At 73.5% G+C, this 17,780-nt stretch carries 17 protein-coding genes and 1 tRNA gene; 10 read left to right on the plus strand and 8 right to left on the minus strand.

What is annotated here, in order from left to right; all coding sequences use genetic code 11:
• Positions 1 to 71: 71 nt before the first annotated feature.
• Complete coding sequence (locus tag ACIA5A_RS26220) at positions 72 to 1,361, minus strand: MFS transporter (protein WP_396767096.1); 1,290 nt, start codon at positions 1,359 to 1,361, stop codon at positions 72 to 74.
• Positions 1,362 to 1,470: 109 nt separating this feature from the next.
• Here ACIA5A_RS26220 and ACIA5A_RS26225 point away from each other — a divergent pair, with 109 nt between their 5' ends.
• Entirely contained in the window at positions 1,471 to 1,944 is a 474-nt protein-coding gene (locus ACIA5A_RS26225) for a hypothetical protein (RefSeq protein ID WP_396767097.1), read from the plus strand.
• 22 nt (positions 1,945 to 1,966) lie between these two features.
• On the opposite strand, the gene ACIA5A_RS26230 is transcribed toward ACIA5A_RS26225, so the two are convergent.
• The 3 genes from ACIA5A_RS26230 to ACIA5A_RS26240 form a co-directional block, all read right to left on the minus strand.
• The gene (locus ACIA5A_RS26230) at positions 1,967 to 3,073 is read right to left on the minus strand and encodes a calcium:proton antiporter (protein WP_396767098.1); all 1,107 of its coding nucleotides are present in this window, start codon (positions 3,071 to 3,073) and stop codon (positions 1,967 to 1,969) included.
• Positions 3,074 to 3,249: 176 nt separating this feature from the next.
• Positions 3,250 to 3,323, minus strand: a tRNA-Pro gene (locus tag ACIA5A_RS26235).
• 75 nt (positions 3,324 to 3,398) lie between these two features.
• A complete protein-coding gene (locus ACIA5A_RS26240) occupies positions 3,399 to 4,289 on the minus strand; it encodes a metallophosphoesterase (protein WP_396767099.1) in 891 nt (296 codons plus the stop codon).
• A 25-nt stretch (positions 4,290 to 4,314) separates the two neighbouring features.
• Here ACIA5A_RS26240 and ACIA5A_RS26245 point away from each other — a divergent pair, with 25 nt between their 5' ends.
• Positions 4,315 to 4,770, plus strand: a complete 456-nt coding sequence (locus ACIA5A_RS26245; RefSeq protein ID WP_343444576.1) for a GatB/YqeY domain-containing protein — start codon at positions 4,315 to 4,317, stop codon at positions 4,768 to 4,770.
• Positions 4,771 to 4,836: 66 nt separating this feature from the next.
• On the opposite strand, the gene ACIA5A_RS26250 is transcribed toward ACIA5A_RS26245, so the two are convergent.
• Positions 4,837 to 7,269: a penicillin-binding protein gene (locus ACIA5A_RS26250; RefSeq protein WP_396767100.1), complete on the minus strand. Its 2,433-nt coding sequence runs from the start codon at positions 7,267 to 7,269 to the stop codon at positions 4,837 to 4,839.
• Between the two features lie 391 nt (positions 7,270 to 7,660).
• Between ACIA5A_RS26250 and ACIA5A_RS26255 the strand changes: the two genes are divergently transcribed.
• On the plus strand, positions 7,661 to 7,981 hold the full coding sequence (locus ACIA5A_RS26255; RefSeq protein WP_181570790.1) for a WhiB family transcriptional regulator: 321 nt from the start codon (positions 7,661 to 7,663) through the stop codon (positions 7,979 to 7,981).
• Between the two features lie 3 nt (positions 7,982 to 7,984).
• Here ACIA5A_RS26255 and ACIA5A_RS26260 read toward each other — a convergent pair whose 3' ends face one another.
• The 3 genes from ACIA5A_RS26260 to ACIA5A_RS26270 are packed head-to-tail and all read right to left on the minus strand — an operon-like array spanning position 7,985 to position 10,773.
• Positions 7,985 to 9,136 (minus strand): ArsA family ATPase, encoded by a 1,152-nt coding sequence (locus ACIA5A_RS26260; protein ID WP_396767101.1) that lies wholly within the window; start codon positions 9,134 to 9,136, stop codon positions 7,985 to 7,987.
• Between the two features lie 54 nt (positions 9,137 to 9,190).
• Positions 9,191 to 10,165, minus strand: coding sequence for an ArsA-related P-loop ATPase (locus tag ACIA5A_RS26265; RefSeq protein WP_396767102.1), 975 nt, complete (start codon positions 10,163 to 10,165; stop codon positions 9,191 to 9,193).
• 26 nt (positions 10,166 to 10,191) lie between these two features.
• Complete coding sequence (locus ACIA5A_RS26270) at positions 10,192 to 10,773, minus strand: hypothetical protein (protein ID WP_396767103.1); 582 nt, start codon at positions 10,771 to 10,773, stop codon at positions 10,192 to 10,194.
• A 334-nt stretch (positions 10,774 to 11,107) separates the two neighbouring features.
• Here ACIA5A_RS26270 and ACIA5A_RS26275 point away from each other — a divergent pair, with 334 nt between their 5' ends.
• From ACIA5A_RS26275 to ACIA5A_RS26305, 7 genes are all read left to right on the plus strand, one after another.
• Positions 11,108 to 11,554 carry a hypothetical protein gene (locus ACIA5A_RS26275; protein WP_396767104.1) on the plus strand — a complete coding sequence of 149 codons (447 nt, stop codon included), beginning with the start codon at positions 11,108 to 11,110 and terminating at the stop codon, positions 11,552 to 11,554.
• Positions 11,555 to 11,616: 62 nt separating this feature from the next.
• Positions 11,617 to 11,772: a DUF4177 domain-containing protein gene (locus ACIA5A_RS26280; RefSeq protein WP_013289021.1), complete on the plus strand. Its 156-nt coding sequence runs from the start codon at positions 11,617 to 11,619 to the stop codon at positions 11,770 to 11,772.
• Between the two features lie 5 nt (positions 11,773 to 11,777).
• On the plus strand, positions 11,778 to 12,239 hold the full coding sequence (locus tag ACIA5A_RS26285; RefSeq protein WP_396767105.1) for a RidA family protein: 462 nt from the start codon (positions 11,778 to 11,780) through the stop codon (positions 12,237 to 12,239).
• A gap of 118 nt (positions 12,240 to 12,357) precedes the next feature.
• Positions 12,358 to 13,152, plus strand: a complete 795-nt coding sequence (locus tag ACIA5A_RS26290; RefSeq protein WP_396767106.1) for an MBL fold metallo-hydrolase — start codon at positions 12,358 to 12,360, stop codon at positions 13,150 to 13,152.
• A complete protein-coding gene (locus ACIA5A_RS26295; protein WP_396767107.1) occupies positions 13,149 to 16,727 on the plus strand; it encodes an adenylate/guanylate cyclase domain-containing protein in 3,579 nt (1,192 codons plus the stop codon). The genes ACIA5A_RS26290 and ACIA5A_RS26295 overlap by 4 nt, the downstream gene beginning before the upstream one ends.
• A 107-nt stretch (positions 16,728 to 16,834) precedes the next feature.
• Positions 16,835 to 17,296: a hypothetical protein gene (locus ACIA5A_RS26300; RefSeq protein ID WP_396767108.1), complete on the plus strand. Its 462-nt coding sequence runs from the start codon at positions 16,835 to 16,837 to the stop codon at positions 17,294 to 17,296.
• Positions 17,297 to 17,326: 30 nt separating this feature from the next.
• On the plus strand, positions 17,327 to 17,780 hold a 454-nt coding region (locus ACIA5A_RS26305; RefSeq protein WP_396767109.1), incomplete at its 3' end, for a protein kinase.

A 17,780-nucleotide genomic window follows, 5' to 3' on the forward strand; every position in this document is an offset into this window, starting at 1 on the left:
GCTGCTCCGGGGCCCGTCGCCGTCCGCGCCGATCCGGGAGCGAACGTCCCGGTCGAGCAGCCTGGGGGAGGTCAGGCTGCCGGGGCGGGCTCGGGGTCCGGCGCCGGGGCGGGCGCCGGACGGCCGTCCTGGGCCGGGGTGAGCAAAGGGCGCAGGGACAGCGCGAGGAGCGAGGCGACCAGGCAGCCGCCCACCACGACAGCCACCCACACGCGCCCGTCGGCCGCGCCGATGAGCGGCCCGGCGGTGACCGGGCCGACCACCCCGCTGATCCCGAAGATCATCGAACTCATCGCGTTGTAGCGACCGCGCAGCTCGTCCGTGGCCAGCGCGTTGGTCAGGGCGGGCATGACCGGCGACAGCATCGTCTCGCCGAACCCGAAGATCGCCGAGCAGGCCACCACGCCGAGCGCCGCGAGCAGCGCGTTCCCGCCCCCGACCACGCCGGCCGCGCCGAGCACCAGCCAGGCGGTCGCGAAGACGGCGCCCACCGCGGCCAGCGCGCCGGTGCGGCTGCGCCCCTCCAGCCGGCGGATCACCAGCAGTTGGGAGAGCACGATCATCACCGTGTTCGCGGCGAGCGCCCAGGCCACCACCCGCGGCGTCACCTCCACCACCCGCACCGAGTACGCCGCGAAGCCCACCTCGATCTGTGCGTAGCCGCAGGTGGTGAGCACCAGGCCGAAGATGACGAGCCGGCGGAACGGCCGGTCCCGCAGCACCGTCAGGTAGCCGCCGGTCGCCGGGGCGGCACCGGTGTCACGCGGCACCGCGGCCGGACGGCGCCCCACGTGCGGCAGCGTCAGCAGGATCAGCGCCGGAATCAGGAAGCTCACCGCGTCCAGCAGGTAGACCGCCTGGAAGGTCACCGGGCGGGCCACGTCGACCACCGCGCCGGAGATCAGGCCGCCCGCGCCGATGCCCAGGTTGAGCAGCGCGAAGTTGAGCCCGAAGACCCGCTGCCGCTCGTCGGCGCCGGTGAGCGAGGCGAGGATGGTGTTCTGCCCGGACCAGATCGCCGAGCTGCCGACCGCGATGAGCGTCATCACGCCGAACGCCGAGGCGGTCGAGTCGACCAGGGCCAGCGAGCCGGTGCCGACCGCCTCGACGGCCAGGCAGGGCAGCACCACCCGCCGCGCACCGAACCGGTCGATGAGCGTGCCGCCCAGCGGGGACAGCGCCAGCGTCACCGCGCCGAACCAGCCGATCACCAGGCCGGCGCGGGCGTCGGTGAGACCCCGCACGTCGGTGAGGTAGATGAACAGGAACGGCAGCGTGAGACCGCGCCCGACGGCGGAGAACAGGGTGCCGGCGAGGATCCGGCGGGCTTCCGGACGGGCGGGCAGGGCGCGGCGCAGCATGGCTGGATTCTTCGCGGGCGGTACGACAGCCGCGACCCGTTTACCCCTTACCGACGCGGGCGCCGGGCCGGAAGGTGAGCAAGCACACGTGGTCTGCCATGCTGGCCGGGTGACCACGACCTGGCGTCATCTGCCCGCACCGGCCCGCGAGATCGCCGTGACCGCCACGGACGCGGTCGACGCGGCGCGGGCCCGGGACGTCGAGGCGTACCGGTCGGCCGTGGAACGGCTCGCCACCGCCGACCGGGCCGGGCTGGTGCTCGGCGGCGTGGTCCGGCTGCTGCTGGAGGAGGGCCATCCGGACGGGCTGGACGGCGACGACGTCCGCCAGGTGCTGGAACGCTGCGTCCGGGGCGCCGCGACGTGGTGGACCGACGTCGACCCGCACGTCCTGCTGGTGCTGCTGGCCGGCGCGCTCGGCGTCTACGACCCGGGCGACGACGACGCCCCGCCCGACCCGGCGGCCGTGGCCCGGCACGCCCCGCTGCTCGTCGCCGACCTGCTCACGGTCACCGGCCGCCCGTTCGCGGACTACCTGACCGCGGCGTTCGGCGAGGTGGCCCGCACCGAGCTGCACGACTGACCGCCACCGGCCGGGGTGCCGGTCACGGGCTGGCGGCCAGGAAGACGAACGCGGCGAGCAACACCAGGTGCACGCCGCCCTGGAGCACGGTGGCCCGCCCGGGCACCACGGTGAGCACGGCGGTCACCGCGGTCAGCGCGAGCAGCGTCATCTGGGTGCCGCCCAGGCCCAGCAGCAGCGGCCCGTCCAGCCAGATCGAGGCGATCGCGATGGCCGGGATGGTCAGCCCGATGCTTGCCATCGCCGAGCCGAGGGCGAGGTTCAGGCTGATCTGGACCCGGTCCCGCCGGGCCGCCCGCGCGGCGGCGAGCGTCTCCGGCGCCAGCACCAGCAGCGCGATGACCACGCCGACGAACGCCTGCGGCAGGTTGGCGGCCTGGACGGCGCTCTCGATCGCCGGGGAGATGGTCTTCGCGTCGCCGACCACCGCCACCAGCGCCACCACCAGCAGCGCCAGGCTGGCCAGCGCGGTACGCGTGGACGGCGGCTCGGCGTGCCCGTCGCCGTCGCGGTCCTCGGCCATGATGCTGCCCTCCTGGGTCACCGGGAGGAAGTAGTCACGGTGCCGGCCGGTCTGCACCATCACGAACAGCAGGTAGAGGGCGAGCGAGGCGACCGCCGCGAAGGCGAGCTGGGCCGGGGAGAACTCCGGGCCGGGCCGGCTGGTGGTGAACGTCGGCACCACCATGCTCAGCGTGGCCAGGGTGGCCACGGTGGCCAGCGCCCCGCCGGTGCCCTCGGGGTTGAACACCGCCACCTGCCGGCGCAGCGCGCCGAGCAGCAGGGACAGGCCGAGGATGCCGTTGCAGGTGATCATCACGGCGGCGAAGACGGTGTCCCGGGCCAGCGCCTGCGTCTTGTCCCCGCCGCTGATCATCAGCGTGACGATCAGACCGACCTCGATCACGGTGACCGCGACGGCCAGCACCAGCGAGCCGTACGGCTCACCCACCTTGTGCGCGACCACCTCGGCGTGGTGGACGGCGGCCAGGACCGCGGCCGCGAGCAGGGCGGCCACCACGAAGATCAGCGGACCGGGCAGCTCGCGGCCCCAGGTGAAGACGAGCAGGAGCACGGCGAGCACGGGGACGACGGTGGTCCAATCGGTCAGGCGGGATCGGATCGTCATCGCTGGCATGGCTCCTACCTTGCCAGGTGAACCGATCAACCGCCCGCAGCCGACGCCCGAGCGGTGCCAGAGAGAACGGCGACCAGGCAGCGGCGGCGCGGGCCGATGAAACAGATCGCCATGTCACGAAACAAGGCCAGGTGAGATGTCCTCTCACCTGGCCTTGCCCATCTCGGTCGGGGTGGCCGGATTCGAACCGACGACCTCTTCGTCCCGAACGAAGCGCGCTACCAAGCTGCGCCACACCCCGAGGCGTGCCGACAAATAGTAGCTCACCCGCTTCCAGGATCAAATTCAGTACCCCCGCCCCGTGCGGGGAGGCACGTCAGCGGGAGATCAGGGTCAGGATGCTCGCCTCGGGCCGGCACGCGAAGCGGACCGGCGCGGTCGGGTGGGTGCCCAGCCCGGCGGAGACGTGCAGCCACGAGTCCGAGCCCGGCCAGCGGTGCAGGCCGCGCGCCATCGACCGGGGCAGCCCGCAGTTGGTCACCAGCGCGCCGTAGCCGGGCACGCAGACCTGCCCGCCGTGGGTGTGCCCGGCCAGCAGCAGCCCGAAGCCGTCGGCGGCCATCCGGTCCAGCACGGCCGGCTCCGGGGAGTGGGCGAGCGCGATCGACAGGGCCGCGTCGCCCACCGGCCCGGCCACCGCGTCGTAGTCGTCGCGTTCGACGTGTGGATCGTCCACACCGGCCAGTTCGATCGCCCGCCCGCCGGCCTTGATCGTGGTGCGGGCGTTGTTCAGGTCCGCCCAGCCCGCGCCGGTCAGGATGCCGCGCAGTTCCTCGTACGGCAGGGGCACGCCCTCGGTGTACTCCCGGTCGGGCAGGAAGTAGGTGAACGGGTTCTTCAGCACCGGCCCGGTGTAGTCGTTGGAGCCGAACACGAACGCGCCGGGCAGGTCGAGCAGCGGCTGGAGGGCCCGCAGCACGCCTGGTACCGCGTCCGGGTCGGCCATGTTGTCGCCGGTGACCACCACCAGGTCCGGGTCGAGCGCGGCCAGCGACGCCACCCAGTCCTGCTTGCGCCGCTGGTCGGGCATCATGTGCAGGTCCGACAGGTGGAGCACCCGCAGCGGCTCGGCGTCGGTCGGGAGCACCGGCACGTCGTAGCGGCGGAGGGTGAACAGGTTGCGCTCGATGAGCGACGCGTAGGCCAGGGTCGCCGCGCCGGCGGCGACGGTCCCCGCCGCGAGCCGGAATAGTGTGCGCTTTCGCATGCTGTTCAGGGTAGTTTCACCGTCCATGAGCACGCTGAAGGACCGTCTCACCACCGACATGCGCGCCGCACTCAAGGCGCGCGACGAGCTGACCACGTCCACACTGCGGATGGCCCTCGCGGCCGTCGGCAACGCGGAGGTGGCCGGCCGCGAGAAGCGCGAGCTCAGCGACGACGAGGTGCTCGCGGTGCTGACCAAGGAGGCGAAGAAGCGCCGCGAGGCGGCCACCGCCTTCGCCGACGCCGGGCGCGCCGAGCAGGCCGGCAAGGAGACCGCCGAGGGCGAGGTGCTGGAGCGCTACCTGCCGAAGCAGCTCCCCGACGACGAGCTGGCCGAGCTGGTCTCGGGGGCGCTCGCCGCGGGCGGCTTCACCGGCAAGGCGCAGATGGGCCCGGCCATGAAGGCGGCCCAGGCCGCGGTGGCCGGTCGGGCCGAGGGGGGCCGGGTGGCTGCTGAGGTACGCCGCCAGCTCGGCCTCTGACGGCACGCCGGCAGACGGAACGGGCGGGCACCCCCCGGGGTGCCCGCCCGTCGTCGTCGTTGCCGGTCAGCGGCGACCCGGCCGGCCGTTTCCGGGATTCGGTGGCACCGCCGGGCCGCCCGGCCCGGTGGAGTCGCCCGGCTTCGGCGCGCCCGGCCCGGAGCTGACCTCGATCAGGACCACGCCGCCCTTGATGGTGCGCCCGTCCGGGCTGGTGCCGGCCGCGGTGCCGGCGGGGCACTCCGACGGCACCTTGTTGCTGGACACCACCGGCTCGAAGCCGGCGCCGCTGATCCGCGACTTGGCGGCGTCCACCGACTGGCACTTCACGCCCGGGATCGAGCGCTGGTCACCCATGACGATCTTGCCGTCCGGCGGGGTGAAGTTCTTCCGTTCCTTGCCCTTCATGGCGTCGCGCAGCGTCTCGTAGACCGCCGGGTTGATGCCGTCCTTGACGTCGTGACCCATCTTCTGGGTGGTCTGCGCCCAGTCCGGGTCGGCCATGATGCCGGCCACCGCGTACTGCTTGGTCATCGCGACCAGGGCGGACGTCTTCTCCGAGTCGGTGGTGCCGGACTTGCCGGCCACCGGCGCCTTGACGATGCCGCGGACGTTGCCGGCGGTGGCGGTGCCGCACTTCGAGGTGGCGGAGCGGTCGCCGACCGGGCAGCGGGCCGCGTCCACGGCGGCCCGGGCCACCTCGGTGCTGACGCGCTGCTCGCAGTGCGGGTTGGCGATGTCGAGCTTGTCGCCGTCCGGCCCGCGGATCTCCTGCACCGGGATCGGGTCGCAGTATTTCCCGTCGGCGGCCAGCGTGGCGTACGCGTTGGCCAGCTCCAGCGGGGTGGTCTGCGAGACGCCGAGGCTGAACGCGCCCCACTGGTGCGGGTTCGCGGCGAGCTTGGCGTCGTCGGAGGAGCGGAAGCTGATGCCGAGCTTCTGGGCCGCCTTGACCACGTTCTCCGCGCCGACCCGCTGCTGGAGGTCGATGAAGAACGTGTTCACCGAGAAGCCGAAGCCGCTCCACATGTTGTGCGGGCCGGCCATCGACTCGTTGGCGTTCTGCGGGCAGTACTTGCTGGTGCCCGGGCAGGCGGCCGGGGAGTTGAACTCGACCGGGTAGTCGGACTTGAACACCTTCTGCGCGTTGATGCTGTAGCTGAGCGGGTAGCCCTTCTCCAGCGCGGCCACCAGCGTGAAGATCTTGAAGGTCGAGCCGGCCTGGTAGCCGGCGATGCCCGGACCGCCGGTGACCAGCGGGTTGACCGTGTTGGGGTAGTTGCCCCGGATCTTCTTCTTGGCCTTCCGCGGGTCGCTGGAGATCTTGTTCTCCGGGTTCTTCGGGTCGTCGATCTTGAACTTCCGGTTCACCGCCACGGCCCGGACCCGGCCGGTGCCGGGCTCGATCACGGCCACCATCCGGGCCGCCTTGCTGCTGTTGCTCAGGTGGTTGCGCACCGCCTTGTCGGCGGCCGCCTGCGCCTGCACGTCCAGGCTGGTGACGATGGAGTAGCCACCGCTCTTCAGCCGCCGCTCCCGGTCGTACGAGGTGCCGCCGAACGTCTCCTGCTGGAGCCACCAGCGGTAGAAGTAGTCGCAGAAGAAGCCCCAGGAGTTGGTGTTGGCCTGGGTGCACCCGTTCGGCGTGCGCTTGTCCGCGACCTGGAGCTTGATCTTCTTGGCGGCGTCCGCCTCGGCCTGGGTGATCGCGCCGATCTGCACCATGTTCTGGATGACGTAGTCGCGCCGGCCGACCGCCTCCGGGTAGCCGGCCTTGGTGGTCGGGTCGAACGAGGTCGGCGCCTTCACCAGGCCGGCGAGCATCGCCGACTCCTGGATGGTGAGCTTGCTCGGCAGCTTGTTGAAGTAGACCTTGCTGGCGGCGAAGATGCCGTACGCGCCGTTGCCGAACGCGGCGATGTTCAGGTAGCGCTCCAGGATCTCGTCCTTGGAGAGCTCCTTGTCGACCTGGAGGGCCAGGCTCATCTCGCGCAGCTTGCGGGTGCTGGTGTCCTCGGTCGCGGCGACCACGTCGGCCGGGTGGGTGGCCGAGTAGGAGATGGCCAGCCGGACGTACTGCATGGTGAGCGTGGACGCGCCCTGCCGCGAGGAGCCGGCGGACTGGTTGTTGACGAACGCCCTGGCCACGCCGTTGAGGTCCACGCCGTTGTGCTTGTAGAAGTCGTGGTCCTCGGCCGCCACGATGGCCTTCTGCATGTACGGCGAGATGTCCTTGAGCTTGACGTCCTTGCGGTTCTCGTCGTACATGGTGGCCAGCGGCGTCTTGCCGTCGGAGGCGAGCAGATAGGTGATCTGCGGGGCCCGGGCCACGGTCAGCTCCTTGGGCAGCGCGCCGAATGTCTCGGCGCCCGCCTTGGCGGCAAGTCCGGACATCGCCACCGCGGGGAAGGCCGCCGCGGCTACCACCACGCCGGCCAGCAGGCCACAGATCAGCAGCGATGCGGCGTTGGTAAACACGTTGTGGTCACGTTTCCGCATCCAGGTCACCTCGACAGGGTACGCGAGCAGGGAACGGCAGGCGCACGGGGAAGTTTCCCCATTTCCATCACGCGCCGGCCTCGTTGTGCTAAACGCACGAGCCCGGGTGACGGGTTGCGCGAGATCCACAGAAGTTCCTTCAAACAGCCGCGTTTTGCCGTACCGGGGTCGGGTAGACGGCGGCGAAGGCCCGGCTAGGCCGGGAATGTCCGGAACGATGGATTTCGCCGACAACGTTGCGTAATCGGGTGACTACACAGCATGATGGTGACGGCGATCGCAGTCACACGTCGTCCATGCCGCCCTGGGGAGGCCGGCCGGGACGACCGGGGGGAAGTTCGGGGGCTGCTCGCGCGAAGTCGGTAGGTACTGCAAGGGGGGACGTGTACAGATGGGCATGATCACTGACTGGCCGTCGCTGGCGGCGTGTCAGAACGGGGACCCGGACGCGTTGTTCGTACAGGGCGCCGAACAGAACGTGGCGAAGAGGATCTGCCGGAGCTGCCCAGTTCGGTACGAGTGCCTGGCCGACGCGCTCGACAACCGGATCGAGTTCGGGGTGTGGGGAGGCATGACCGAACGCGAACGTCGCGCCCTGCTGCGCCGCCACCCGCAGGTGACCAGCTGGCGCAAGATGTTCGAGGCGGCCATGAAGAAGAACGCCAAGGACAAGGCCGGCAAGGACAAGGTCCTGGTCACCACCGCGACCTGACCGTCACCGCCGGTTGATCGCCGCACCGATCGTCCGCAGCCCGTCGACGTCGTGCACGTCGGCGGGCTGCGCCGTCACCGACACCGACGGCACCGCCGGGAACGCCTCGGTGAACCGGGCGGCCACCCGCTGCTCGCGCTCCGCCTGCTGGGCCAGGACGGCGTGCGCGCGCAGCACCTCGAAGGTGCCCTCGTGGCCGCCGGCGGCCGCCAGCCGCTCCGCCGCGGCCAGGCTCTCCGCCGCGCCCAACTCCGACGCCGCCGGCTCGTGCACCCGGTTGAGCACCAGCCCGGCCAGCGGCATCCGCTCGTCACGCAGCCGGCCCGCGAAGTAGGCGGCCTCCCGGACCGCGTCCGGCTCCGGCGCCGCGACCAGCAGGAACGCCGTCTCCCGGGCCTGCAGGATCCGGTACGTCTGCTCGGCCCGCTGCCGGAACCCGCCGAACATCGAGTCGAGCGCGGCGACGAAGCCGGACAGGTCGGTGAGCAGTTGCGCCCCGAGGACCTTCTGCACCACCTTGGAGAACATCCCGAAGCTCGCCGTGACCAGGCTGAACATGCTCCGCCCACCGCTGCGCGCCGGGGCCAGCAGCAGCCGCAGCATCCGGCCGTCGAGGAACCGCGACAGCCGGGCCGGCGCGTCGAGGAAGTCGAGCGCGGACCGCGACGGAGGGGTGTCCACCACGATCAGGTCCCAGTCGCCCCGGGCGTGCAACTGGCCGAGCTTCTCCATCGCCATGTATTCCTGCGTGCCGGCGAAGGTGGAACTCATGGCCTGGTAGAAGGGGTTGGCGAAGATCTCCGCGGCCTTCGCCGGGTCGGTGTGCTGGAGCACCACGTCGTCGAACGTGCGCTTCATGTCGAGCATCATGGCGTGCAGCTCGCCGCCGCTGGCCTCGACGTCGATGCCCTTGACCTGGCGGGGCGTGTTGTCCAGCTCGGTCAGGCCGAGCGACTGCGCCAACCGGCGGGCCGGGTCGATGGTGAGCACCACCGTCCGCCGGCCGTGCCGCTCGGCGGCCCGCAGCGCCAGCGCCGCGGCGGTGGTCGTCTTGCCCACACCGCCCGCGCCACAGCAGACCACGATCCGCACGCCCGGGTCGGCGAGGATCTGGTCGACGTCCAGCGGAGGCGCCGCGTCTTCGGAAGGCACCAATCGAGCGTATCGGTCCCGAGGGGCTCTCTGCTCCGTGCCGGCCGCAGGTGTGAGTCAATCCGCCCGGACGAGCGCCTCGGCGAGCGTCGCCAGCCCGGCCCGGTCGACCCCGTCGGGCAGCAGCGGCAGCTCGGTCAGGGGCAGCCCCAACTCCACCAGGTCACCGCGGAGCGAGTCCTCCAGCTCACGGCGTACCCGCTGGTCGCGAGCCTCGGCGGCGAGGCCGGTCACCGTCCGGGCGTCGGTGGACAGGCCGGCGGCGGCCAACCCGCGCTTCAGCTCGGCCGCGGTCACCGCGCGACCGGCCGGCACCGGCGGGCGGACGCCGTTCACGATCACCCGGCCGACCGGGAAGCCCAGTTGGGTCAGGTCGGCCACCGCGTCGAGCGTCTCCTGGACCGGCATCTCCTCCAGCAGCGTCACCACGTGCACCGAGGTCATCGGCGAGCGGAGCAGCGCGGAGACACCCTCGCTCTGGGTCTTGATCGGGCCGACCTTGGCCAACCGGGCGGTCTCCGCCGTGACGTTGAGGAAGCGGCCGATCCGCCCGGTCGGCGGGGCGTCCAGCACCACCGCGTCGTACGTCCGGCGTGACCCGCTGGTGCGGGTGGTGGCCTCCTTGACCTTGCCGGTGAGCAGCACGTCGCGCAGGCCCGGGGCGATGGTGGTGGCGAAGTCGATCGCGCCGAGCTTGCGCAGCGCCCGGCCGGCGGCGCCGAGCTTGTAGAACATGTCCAGGTATTCCAGGAGCGCCTCCTCGGCGTCGACCGCCAGCGCCCGCACCTCACCGCCGCCGGGGGCGTCGGTGAGGTGCCGCTCCTCGTAGGGCAGCGGGTCGGTGTCGAAGAGCTGGGCGATGCCCTGCCGCCCCTCGACCTCGACCAGCAGCGTGCGCCGCCCGTCGGCGGCCAGCCCGAGGGCCAGCGCGGCGGCCACGCTTGTCTTGCCCGTGCCACCCTTGCCGGTCACCACGTGCAGGCGGCCCCGCCATCTGCCGGCGGACTCGGCCGGCTGCTCACTCGCTGCCACCCGTCGAGCCTATCCAGCCGTGGGGCTCACCCCACCTCGCAGACCCACCAACCCGTCTTCCGCACCACGGTGAAGCGCAGCTCCTGGTCGGCGACCTTCTCGTCGGCAGTGGTCATGGTGACCCGGGTGGAGACCGTGGCACGGTCCCCGGTCTGGTTGTCGACGGTCGGGTTGGTCCAGCGGAACCGCGGGTTCTGGTATTGGGCGGCGTACTTCTGCACCTCGGTGACCTTGGCGGCGATCTTCTCCTCGTCGCGCGCCGCGGAGCAGACGAACGTGGCCGCCTTCTCGGCGTCCCGGTCCTGGTAGACGGCCTTGACGAAGCCGTCCACCGCCACCTGCGGCTCCTTCGCGCCCCGGCCCTCCTCGCCGTTGCGCAGGGCGAGGAAGGCGGCCGTGCCCCCGCCGCCACAGAGCAGCACCGCCGCGGCCAGCACGATCGAGGCGATCAGCAGGGTCGGGCGCTTGCGCTGCGGTGCGCCTGAGGGGTGTGGCGTGGGGCCCGGCGGCGTGCCGGTGAGCGGCGGCTGGCCGGGCCCGGCGGAGGCCGGTTGCGGGATGGGCTCACCGGGCGTGCCGGTGGCGCCACCGGCGGGTGGTTGGGTCATCGGTCTCCCCCGGGTTGCGGCGCGCCCGTCGCCGCCCCAGGCGACGGGCACGGGGTCGAGGTGGTGCGCGAGCGACCGCGCGCGCCCAGTCCGGAAGGGTAGCGGTCGGCGGGCCGCTTGCCAGCCCCGTATGGGCGGCGTGCCGAACGCGAGAACGCCGTCCCGTTCCCGACCAGCGTTGTGTCGCATATGTGACTTAACGTGATCAGCCATGCGCGTCCCGTTGTCGGGACGGTTGCCGCGTCCTACGTTCGTCGCGACGCGGTGGCCGGATCGGGGGACTCCGAGCCGCCCGATGGTGTTCCTGAGCAGGTATGACGCCCGGAGGCAGCGGATGCGCGACGCGGAGAACATGTCCCGAGCCCAGTTTCCCCCCGGCGACCGGGCGGCGCGGCCCGGCGACGCCGACGGCCCCGGCGCGGGCGCCTCGTTCAACGAGCGGTCCTACCGTCCCCCGGTCGAGGTGGTCCGGACGCTGGTCCGCCCGATCGGCCGGGGCCGGGACGAGGAGGAGCCCGGCTACGTCATCCACCTGCCGGTGCGGGTGCCCGACCTGGCGGCGGCCACCGCGCTCGCCAGCATCGTGGCCACCTCGCTGGGCTTCCTGGTCGAGTTGGACGCCGGCGAGACGACGGTCTCCACCGCGGACGACCAGAACAACAGGCACCGGGTCTTCTGCGACCTGCTGCTGGCCGACCGCAGCCGCTGCCCGCAGCGCTACGAGCACCTGGGCCCCTGCGGCGAGCCGCCCGCCCCGGAGCAGCGTCCCGCGACTGGCTGAGGTCGCCGGACCGTAGGCTGTGCCTGACCGAAGTCCACGCCAGGCAAGGGAGCCTTCGTCCGATGCAGAAGTGGGAATACGCCACGGTTCCGCTGCTGGTCCACGCGACCAAGCAGATCCTCGACAACTGGGGCGAGGACGGCTGGGAGCTGGTCTCCGTGGTGCCCGGCCCGAACCCGGAGCAGCTCGTCGCGTACCTGAAGCGCCCGAAGGGCTAGAACAGATGAGCAACGGACCCCACGCGAAGCTCGCCGAACTCGGTCTCGAACTGCCCGAGGTGGTGCCGCCGGTAGCCAGCTACGTGCCGGCCGTCCAGTCCGGGCAGCACGTCTACGTCTCGGGTCAGCTCCCGATGGCCGACGGCAAGCTGCTCGCCACCGGCAAGGTCGGCAACGGCGTCTCCGCCGAGCAGGCCAAGGACCTGGCGGAGCGGTGTGCGCTGAACGCCCTCGCCGCGATCGACACACTGGTCGGGCTGGAGAACGTGGTCAAGATCGTGAAGCTGACCGGCTTCGTGGCCAGCGCGACCGGCTTCACCGGTCAGCCCGCCGTGATCAACGGCGCCTCCGACCTGCTCGGCGCCGTCTTCGGCGAGGCCGGCCGGCACGCCCGCAGCGCGGTGGGCGTCGCCGAACTCCCCCTGGACGCCCCCGTCGAGGTCGAGCTGATCGTCGAGGTCGCGTAGCACCCCGTCCCCGCGATCTTGCAGATTGCGCCCCGGCACAAGCCCCGAACGAGGACAAACCCCGGGCCGGAACTGCAAGATCGCGGGGGATGGCGGGCGGGGTCGTACGATCGCTGCCATGGGTGGGCGTGTGACCGGGGCCGCAGGGGCGCTCGCGGAGGAACTGCCGGGGTGGGTGTCGCTTCTTCGTGCGCCCAATCCGGGGCCGATGACGCTCGACGGGACCAACACCTGGGTCCTGCGCGCCGGCCCGGACGCGCCGGCCGTGGTGATCGACCCGGGCCCGGCCGACGAGGGGCACCTGGCCGCCATCGCCGCGCACGGGCCGGTCGGGCTGGTGCTGATCACGCACGGGCACCCGGACCACACCGAGGGCGTGCCGCGGCTCGGCGAGCTGCTCGGCGGCGTGCCCGTCCGCGCCGCCGACCCGGCGCACACCGTCGGCGGCGCGCCGCTGACCGCCGGCACCCCGCTCGACGCGGGCCTCGACGTCCGGCTGGTGCCCACCCCCGGGCACACCGCCGACTCGGTCTGCTTCCTGGTCGAGCACGAGGGTGAGCGGGTGGTGCTGACCGGCGACACCATCCTCGGCCGGGGCACCACGGTGGTCGCCCACCCGGACGGGCACCTCGGGAACTACCTGTCGAGCCTGGAGCTGCTCGCCGCGTACCGGGGGATCCGGGCGCTGCCCGGCCACGGCCCGGCGCTTGCCGACTGCGGCGCGGCGGCCGAGTTCTACCTGGCCCACCGGCGGGCCCGGCTCGACCAGGTCCGCGCCGCCGTGGCCGCCGGCGCCACCACCGCGCCCGAGGTGGTCGCCGTGGTCTACGCCGACGTCGACAGGTCGCTGTGGTGGGCCGCCGAGTGGTCGGTCCGCGCCCAGCTCGAACACCTCGGAGTGGAGCAGCCGTGACCTGCCCGGTGTGCGGGACCGTCGCCGTGCCCGGCGCGCGGTTCTGCCACAACTGCGGCGCGGCGCTGCCGGCCGCCGCCACGCTGCCGGCCGCCGAGCGCCGGGTGGTCACCGTGCTCTTCGGCGACCTCTCCGAGTTCACCTCCTGGTCGGAGGACCTGGACCCGGAGCGGGTCGGCGCGGTCACCGACCGGGTGCTCGCCGCGCTGGCCGGCGCGGTCAAGACGTTCGGCGGGCACGTCGACAAGCTCACCGGTGACGGGATCATGGCGGTCTTCGGCGCGCCTGTCGCGCACGAGGACGACGCCGAGCGGGCGGTCCGGGCGGCGCTGTCCATGCAGCGGGCCGTCCGCCGGGTGCTCGACGACGAGCGGGGCGGCGGCGCGCCGCTCGGCCTGCGGGTCGGGCTCAACACCGGGGACGTCATCGCCGGCATCCAGGCCGCCATCGAGTACACCGTCATCGGCGACACGGTGAACACCGCCGCGCGGCTCGCCGACGCCGCCGCGGTCGGCGCGATCTACGCCGGGGCGCGGACCTCCACCGCGACCCGGCACGTCGCCTCCTGGCGGGCGCTGCGCCCGCTGCGGCTCAAGGGCAAGCGCGAGCCGGTCGAGGCGTACGAGCTGCTGGGCCTGCTGGACGCGCCGGGCACCCGGTCCGGTCTGGGCGACGAGGCGCCCTACGTGGGCCGGGAGACCGAGATCGGCCGGATGGCCGGCCGGCTCGCCGAGGTGATCGACCGGGGCGAGCCCCGGGTGCTGCTGATGACCGCCGAGGCGGGCATCGGCAAGTCCCGGTTCGCCGCCGAGGTGGAACGGCTCGCCGCCGGCTACGACGTCGGCGCCGGCCGGTACGCCGCGCACACCGGCGCCCGGGTGCTGTCGGTCCGCTGTGCCGCGTTCGGTGAACGGCGCCGGCTCGCGCCCCTGGCCGACCTGGTCCGGGCCGCGGTCGGCCTGCCCAACGACGCGGCGACCGCGGTCACCCGGCCGGCCGTCGAGGAGCGGCTGCGCCGCCTCGGGCAACGCCTCGCCCGGCTCCCCGGTGACCCGCCGCCGATCGCCGTGGACCAGCTCCTGGCCCTGCTCGGGTACGCCGAGCTGCCGCCCGCCGAGGACAGCGTCGAGTGGAACGCCGCCACCGCGCCACCGGACGCCGAGGCGGTGCCGAACGCGGTCGCGGACCTGCTCAGCGCGCTTGCCGGCGAGGCGCCGCTGGTGATCGTGGTGGACGACCTGCACGACGCCACCGCCGAGACGGTCAAGGCGCTCGCGCTGACCCTCAACCGGCTCGCCGGGCCGGTGCTGGTGCTGCTGCTCGGCCGTCCCGAGCTGGTGCGGACCGCCGGCGCGCTGACCCGGGTCGCGGACGCCGAGGTGCACGCGCTGCCGCCGCTGCGCGGCGCGGACGCGGCCCGGCTGCTCACCAGCTATCTGGCCGGGGGCAAGCTGCCCCAGGCCGACACCGACCGGCTGCTCGCCACCGCCCAGGGCAACCCGTTCTACCTGGCCGAACTGGTCACGCTGCTGATGGAACGCGGGGCGCTGACCGCCGGCCCGGGGCGGGGCGCGGACGTGTCCTGGCGGCTCGCCCCCGGCTCGCTGGGCAGCCGGCTGCTCTCCCGGGACCTGGCCGCCGTCCTCGCGGCGCGTATCGACGCGCTGCCGCCGGACGCCCGTTCGGTGCTGCGCGACGCCGCGGTGGTCGGTGACACCGCGGTCGCCGGCGCGCTGGAGGCGCTGCGCGAGCAGCGGGTCGGGCGGGACGGGCGGCCCGCCGCGGTGGCCGCGGTCGAGTGGGAGCGGGCCGTCGACGAACTGCTGCAACGCCGGATGCTGCACCGCACGCGCTCCGGGTTCGCCTTCGCGACCCCGCTGATGCGGGAGGCCGCGTACGCCGGGGTGAGCAAGGCCGAGCTGGCCGAGCGGCACGCCGCGCTGGCCCGCTGGGCCGCGCCGGAGAGCGTGTCGCCGGCGGGTGCCCCGGCGGGCGGGTTCACCGAGGCGGCCCGGGACGACTTCGTCGCCGAGCACGTCGAGCGGGCGACCGCGCTGGCCGACGCGGTGAAGCTCCGCCCGGACGCGGCGGCCCGCGCGGTCGCCGGCCTGGGCGTGGCCGCGCTGGGCCGGGCCGCCCGCCGGTCGTTGCGGCTGGGCGAGCCGGCGCTCGCCGTCGAGTACGCCGAGCGCGCGGCCGAGCTGGCCCGGGGCGCGGTGCCGCCGGCCGACCGGGTGGTGCACGCCCGGGCGTTGTTGCAGATCGGGCGCCCGGCCGACGCCCTCGCCTCGGCCGAGAAGATCGCCGCGAACGCCGGTGAACCGGCCACCCGGGCCGCCGCGCTGCTGCTGGCCGGGCAGGCCCAGCAGACCCTGGGCGACGCCGAGCGGGCCGAGCGCAGCTATCAGGAGGCGTTGCAGGTGGCCACCGACGCCGACCTGCCGACCGTGCGGGGCTCGGCGATGCGCCGGCTCGGCATGGCCGACTTCATCGCCGGCCGGCTGGGGCAGGCGAGCAGCCGGCTGGCCGCGTCCTACCAGGTCAGCCTCGCGGCCCGGGATCCGCGCGGGCAGGCCTGGTCGTTGCAGAACCTGGCCTGGGTGACCACCACCCGGGGCGACTTCGCCGGCACCGACGCGGTGCTCGGCCGGGCCGCCCGGCTCTTCGCCGAGCTGAAGGACCCGTACGGGCGGGCGTGGCTGCGCGGCACCACCGCGTTCGCCCGGCTGCTCGCCGGCCGGCTGCGGGAGGCGTGCCGGCTGGCCCGGGTGTTCCTGCCGTTCGGGGAACGGGTCGGCGAGGCGTGGGCGGTGGGCACGTTGCGGGCGGTCGAGGCGTACGCGACGGCCGAGCTGGGCGACCTGGCCGAGGCGGACCGGGCGGCGCGGCGGGCGTACCGGGACTTCGCCGAGGTGGGTGACGACTGGGGGCAGGGCTTCGCGCTCGTGGTGCGCGGTGTGGTGGCGCGCGGGCTGGGCGAGCCGGAACACGCCGCCGACCTGTTCACCGACGCCCTGGAATATGCCGACCGCACCACCCACCCGCTGCTCACCGGCATGGCCGGCACGCTGCGCGGCTTCGTGGCGCTGGACATGGGCGACTGCGAGACCGCCGAGCGGGAGGCGCGCGCGGTGCTGACCAGCGTGGAGCCGCACAACCCGCAGGCGCCGGCCCAGGTCGCGCCGCGGGTGCTGCTCGCCATGGCCCGGGTCGCGGCCGGTGACCCGGGGACCGCGGTGGGGTTGCTCGCCCCGGTCGCGACCGGGGCGGCCAACGCGCCCTCGCTGCTGTTCTCCCGGCGCCAGACGATGGCCCGGTACGCCGGCGCGCTGCTCGCCCACGGCCAGCGGGAGCAGGCGTTGGACTGGGCGCGGCGGGCGATCACCGCCCCGGCCGAGGACGTCCGCAGTCAGGTGGTGGCGCAGTTGGTGCTGGCCGAGGCGCTGGACGCCGTCGGCCGACGGGCCGAGGCGCTGGCCGGCGCGGAGGAGGCGGTGCGCCTGGCGTACGCCACCGAGCAGCGCAGCGAGCGGGCCGCGGCCGACGCGCTGCGGGCGCGCCTCGCCGCGGGCTGAGCGCTTCCGGTTCTGCCGGTTCCGGGGATGTGTTCCACGGTGCCGGCGGTTAGCGTGGGGCGGCGGTGCGCGTGGGCGATCACCGCCGGCGTTCGTGGGGAGGGACGATGAGGCTGCCGCGCTCCGGCGCCGGCTGGACGGTCGCGGTCTTCGGGCTGTTGGCGCTGCTGCTCGGCGCGCTGGGCCTGATCTGGCCGGAGACGCAGCTCCGCCTGCTCGGCTTCGAGGTGCCGGCCGAGCGCGCGCCCGGTGACTACACCGGCACGTTCCTCACCGCCGCCTCGATGGCCTCGTTCAACATGGGCGTCTACTACCTGCTCGCGGTCGCCACCGAGTGGCGGCCGTTCTACCGCTTCACGGTCTGGTTCCGGCTGGTCACGTTCACCGTGTTCACCATCGCGGTGCTCTCCGACGTGGCGCCGGGGCGGTTCTTCGGGGTGGCCGCGTGGGAGGGGCTGGGCGCGTTGGCGACCGCCGCCGGCCTGTGGTGGGACGCCCGCCGGGCGACAGCCGGTCCGACCGGCCCGAATGCGTCCGTGCCGGTGCCGGCCCCCGACGCGGCGCGCTGACCGACCGGGACCGTTGGGTATTTTCGAGCCGTGACCGAGACCCCGCCCGGCGCCCTGCGGCTGCCCATCGTGCCCGGTCTGACCGATCTGGAGGTTTTCGCCCGGGGTGGTTACGCCACCGTCTACCGGGCGACCCAGATCTCGGTGGGGCGGGAGGTGGCGGTCAAGGTCGAGAACCGGACGCTGGACAGCGAGCGCGACCAGGCCCGCTTCCTGCGTGAGGCGCGGGCCGCCGGTCGGATGTCGTCGCACCCGCACGTGGTCGACCTGTTCGACGTCGGGGTCACCGTCGACCAGCACCCCTATCTGATCATGGAACTCTGCGACGGCTCGTACGCGGAACGGATGCGCACCTCGCCGCTCGGCCCGGCGGAGACCCGCGACCTCGACGTGAAGATCGCCGACGCGCTGGCCCACTCGCACGCCGCAGGAGTGCTGCACCGCGACGTCAAGCCCGCGAACATCCTGCACTCCGAGTTCAACT

The sequence above is a fragment of the Micromonospora sp. NPDC051300 genome (assembly GCF_044455315.1).
Lineage (GTDB): Bacteria > Actinomycetota > Actinomycetes > Mycobacteriales > Micromonosporaceae > Micromonospora > Micromonospora robiginosa.

What these genes read in the sequence shown, in the direction of transcription:
- ACIA5A_RS26220 (WP_396767096.1), bottom strand. Translation starts at nt 1,361, where the DNA reads ATGCTGCGCCGCGCCCTGCCCGCCCGTCCGGAAGCCCGCCGGATCCTC.
- ACIA5A_RS26230 (WP_396767098.1), bottom strand. Translation starts at nt 3,073, where the DNA reads ATGACGATCCGATCCCGCCTGACCGATTGGACCACCGTCGTCCCCGTG.
- ACIA5A_RS26240 (WP_396767099.1), bottom strand. Translation starts at nt 4,289, where the DNA reads ATGCGAAAGCGCACACTATTCCGGCTCGCGGCGGGGACCGTCGCCGCC.
- ACIA5A_RS26245 (WP_343444576.1), top strand. Translation starts at nt 4,315, where the DNA reads ATGAGCACGCTGAAGGACCGTCTCACCACCGACATGCGCGCCGCACTC.
- ACIA5A_RS26250 (WP_396767100.1), bottom strand. Translation starts at nt 7,269, where the DNA reads ATGCGGAAACGTGACCACAACGTGTTTACCAACGCCGCATCGCTGCTG.
- ACIA5A_RS26255 (WP_181570790.1), top strand. Translation starts at nt 7,661, where the DNA reads ATGGGCATGATCACTGACTGGCCGTCGCTGGCGGCGTGTCAGAACGGG.
- ACIA5A_RS26270 (WP_396767103.1), bottom strand. Translation starts at nt 10,773, where the DNA reads ATGACCCAACCACCCGCCGGTGGCGCCACCGGCACGCCCGGTGAGCCC.
- ACIA5A_RS26275 (WP_396767104.1), top strand. Translation starts at nt 11,108, where the DNA reads ATGCGCGACGCGGAGAACATGTCCCGAGCCCAGTTTCCCCCCGGCGAC.
- ACIA5A_RS26280 (WP_013289021.1), top strand. Translation starts at nt 11,617, where the DNA reads ATGCAGAAGTGGGAATACGCCACGGTTCCGCTGCTGGTCCACGCGACC.
- ACIA5A_RS26285 (WP_396767105.1), top strand. Translation starts at nt 11,778, where the DNA reads ATGAGCAACGGACCCCACGCGAAGCTCGCCGAACTCGGTCTCGAACTG.
- ACIA5A_RS26290 (WP_396767106.1), top strand. Translation starts at nt 12,358, where the DNA reads ATGGGTGGGCGTGTGACCGGGGCCGCAGGGGCGCTCGCGGAGGAACTG.
- ACIA5A_RS26300 (WP_396767108.1), top strand. Translation starts at nt 16,835, where the DNA reads ATGAGGCTGCCGCGCTCCGGCGCCGGCTGGACGGTCGCGGTCTTCGGG.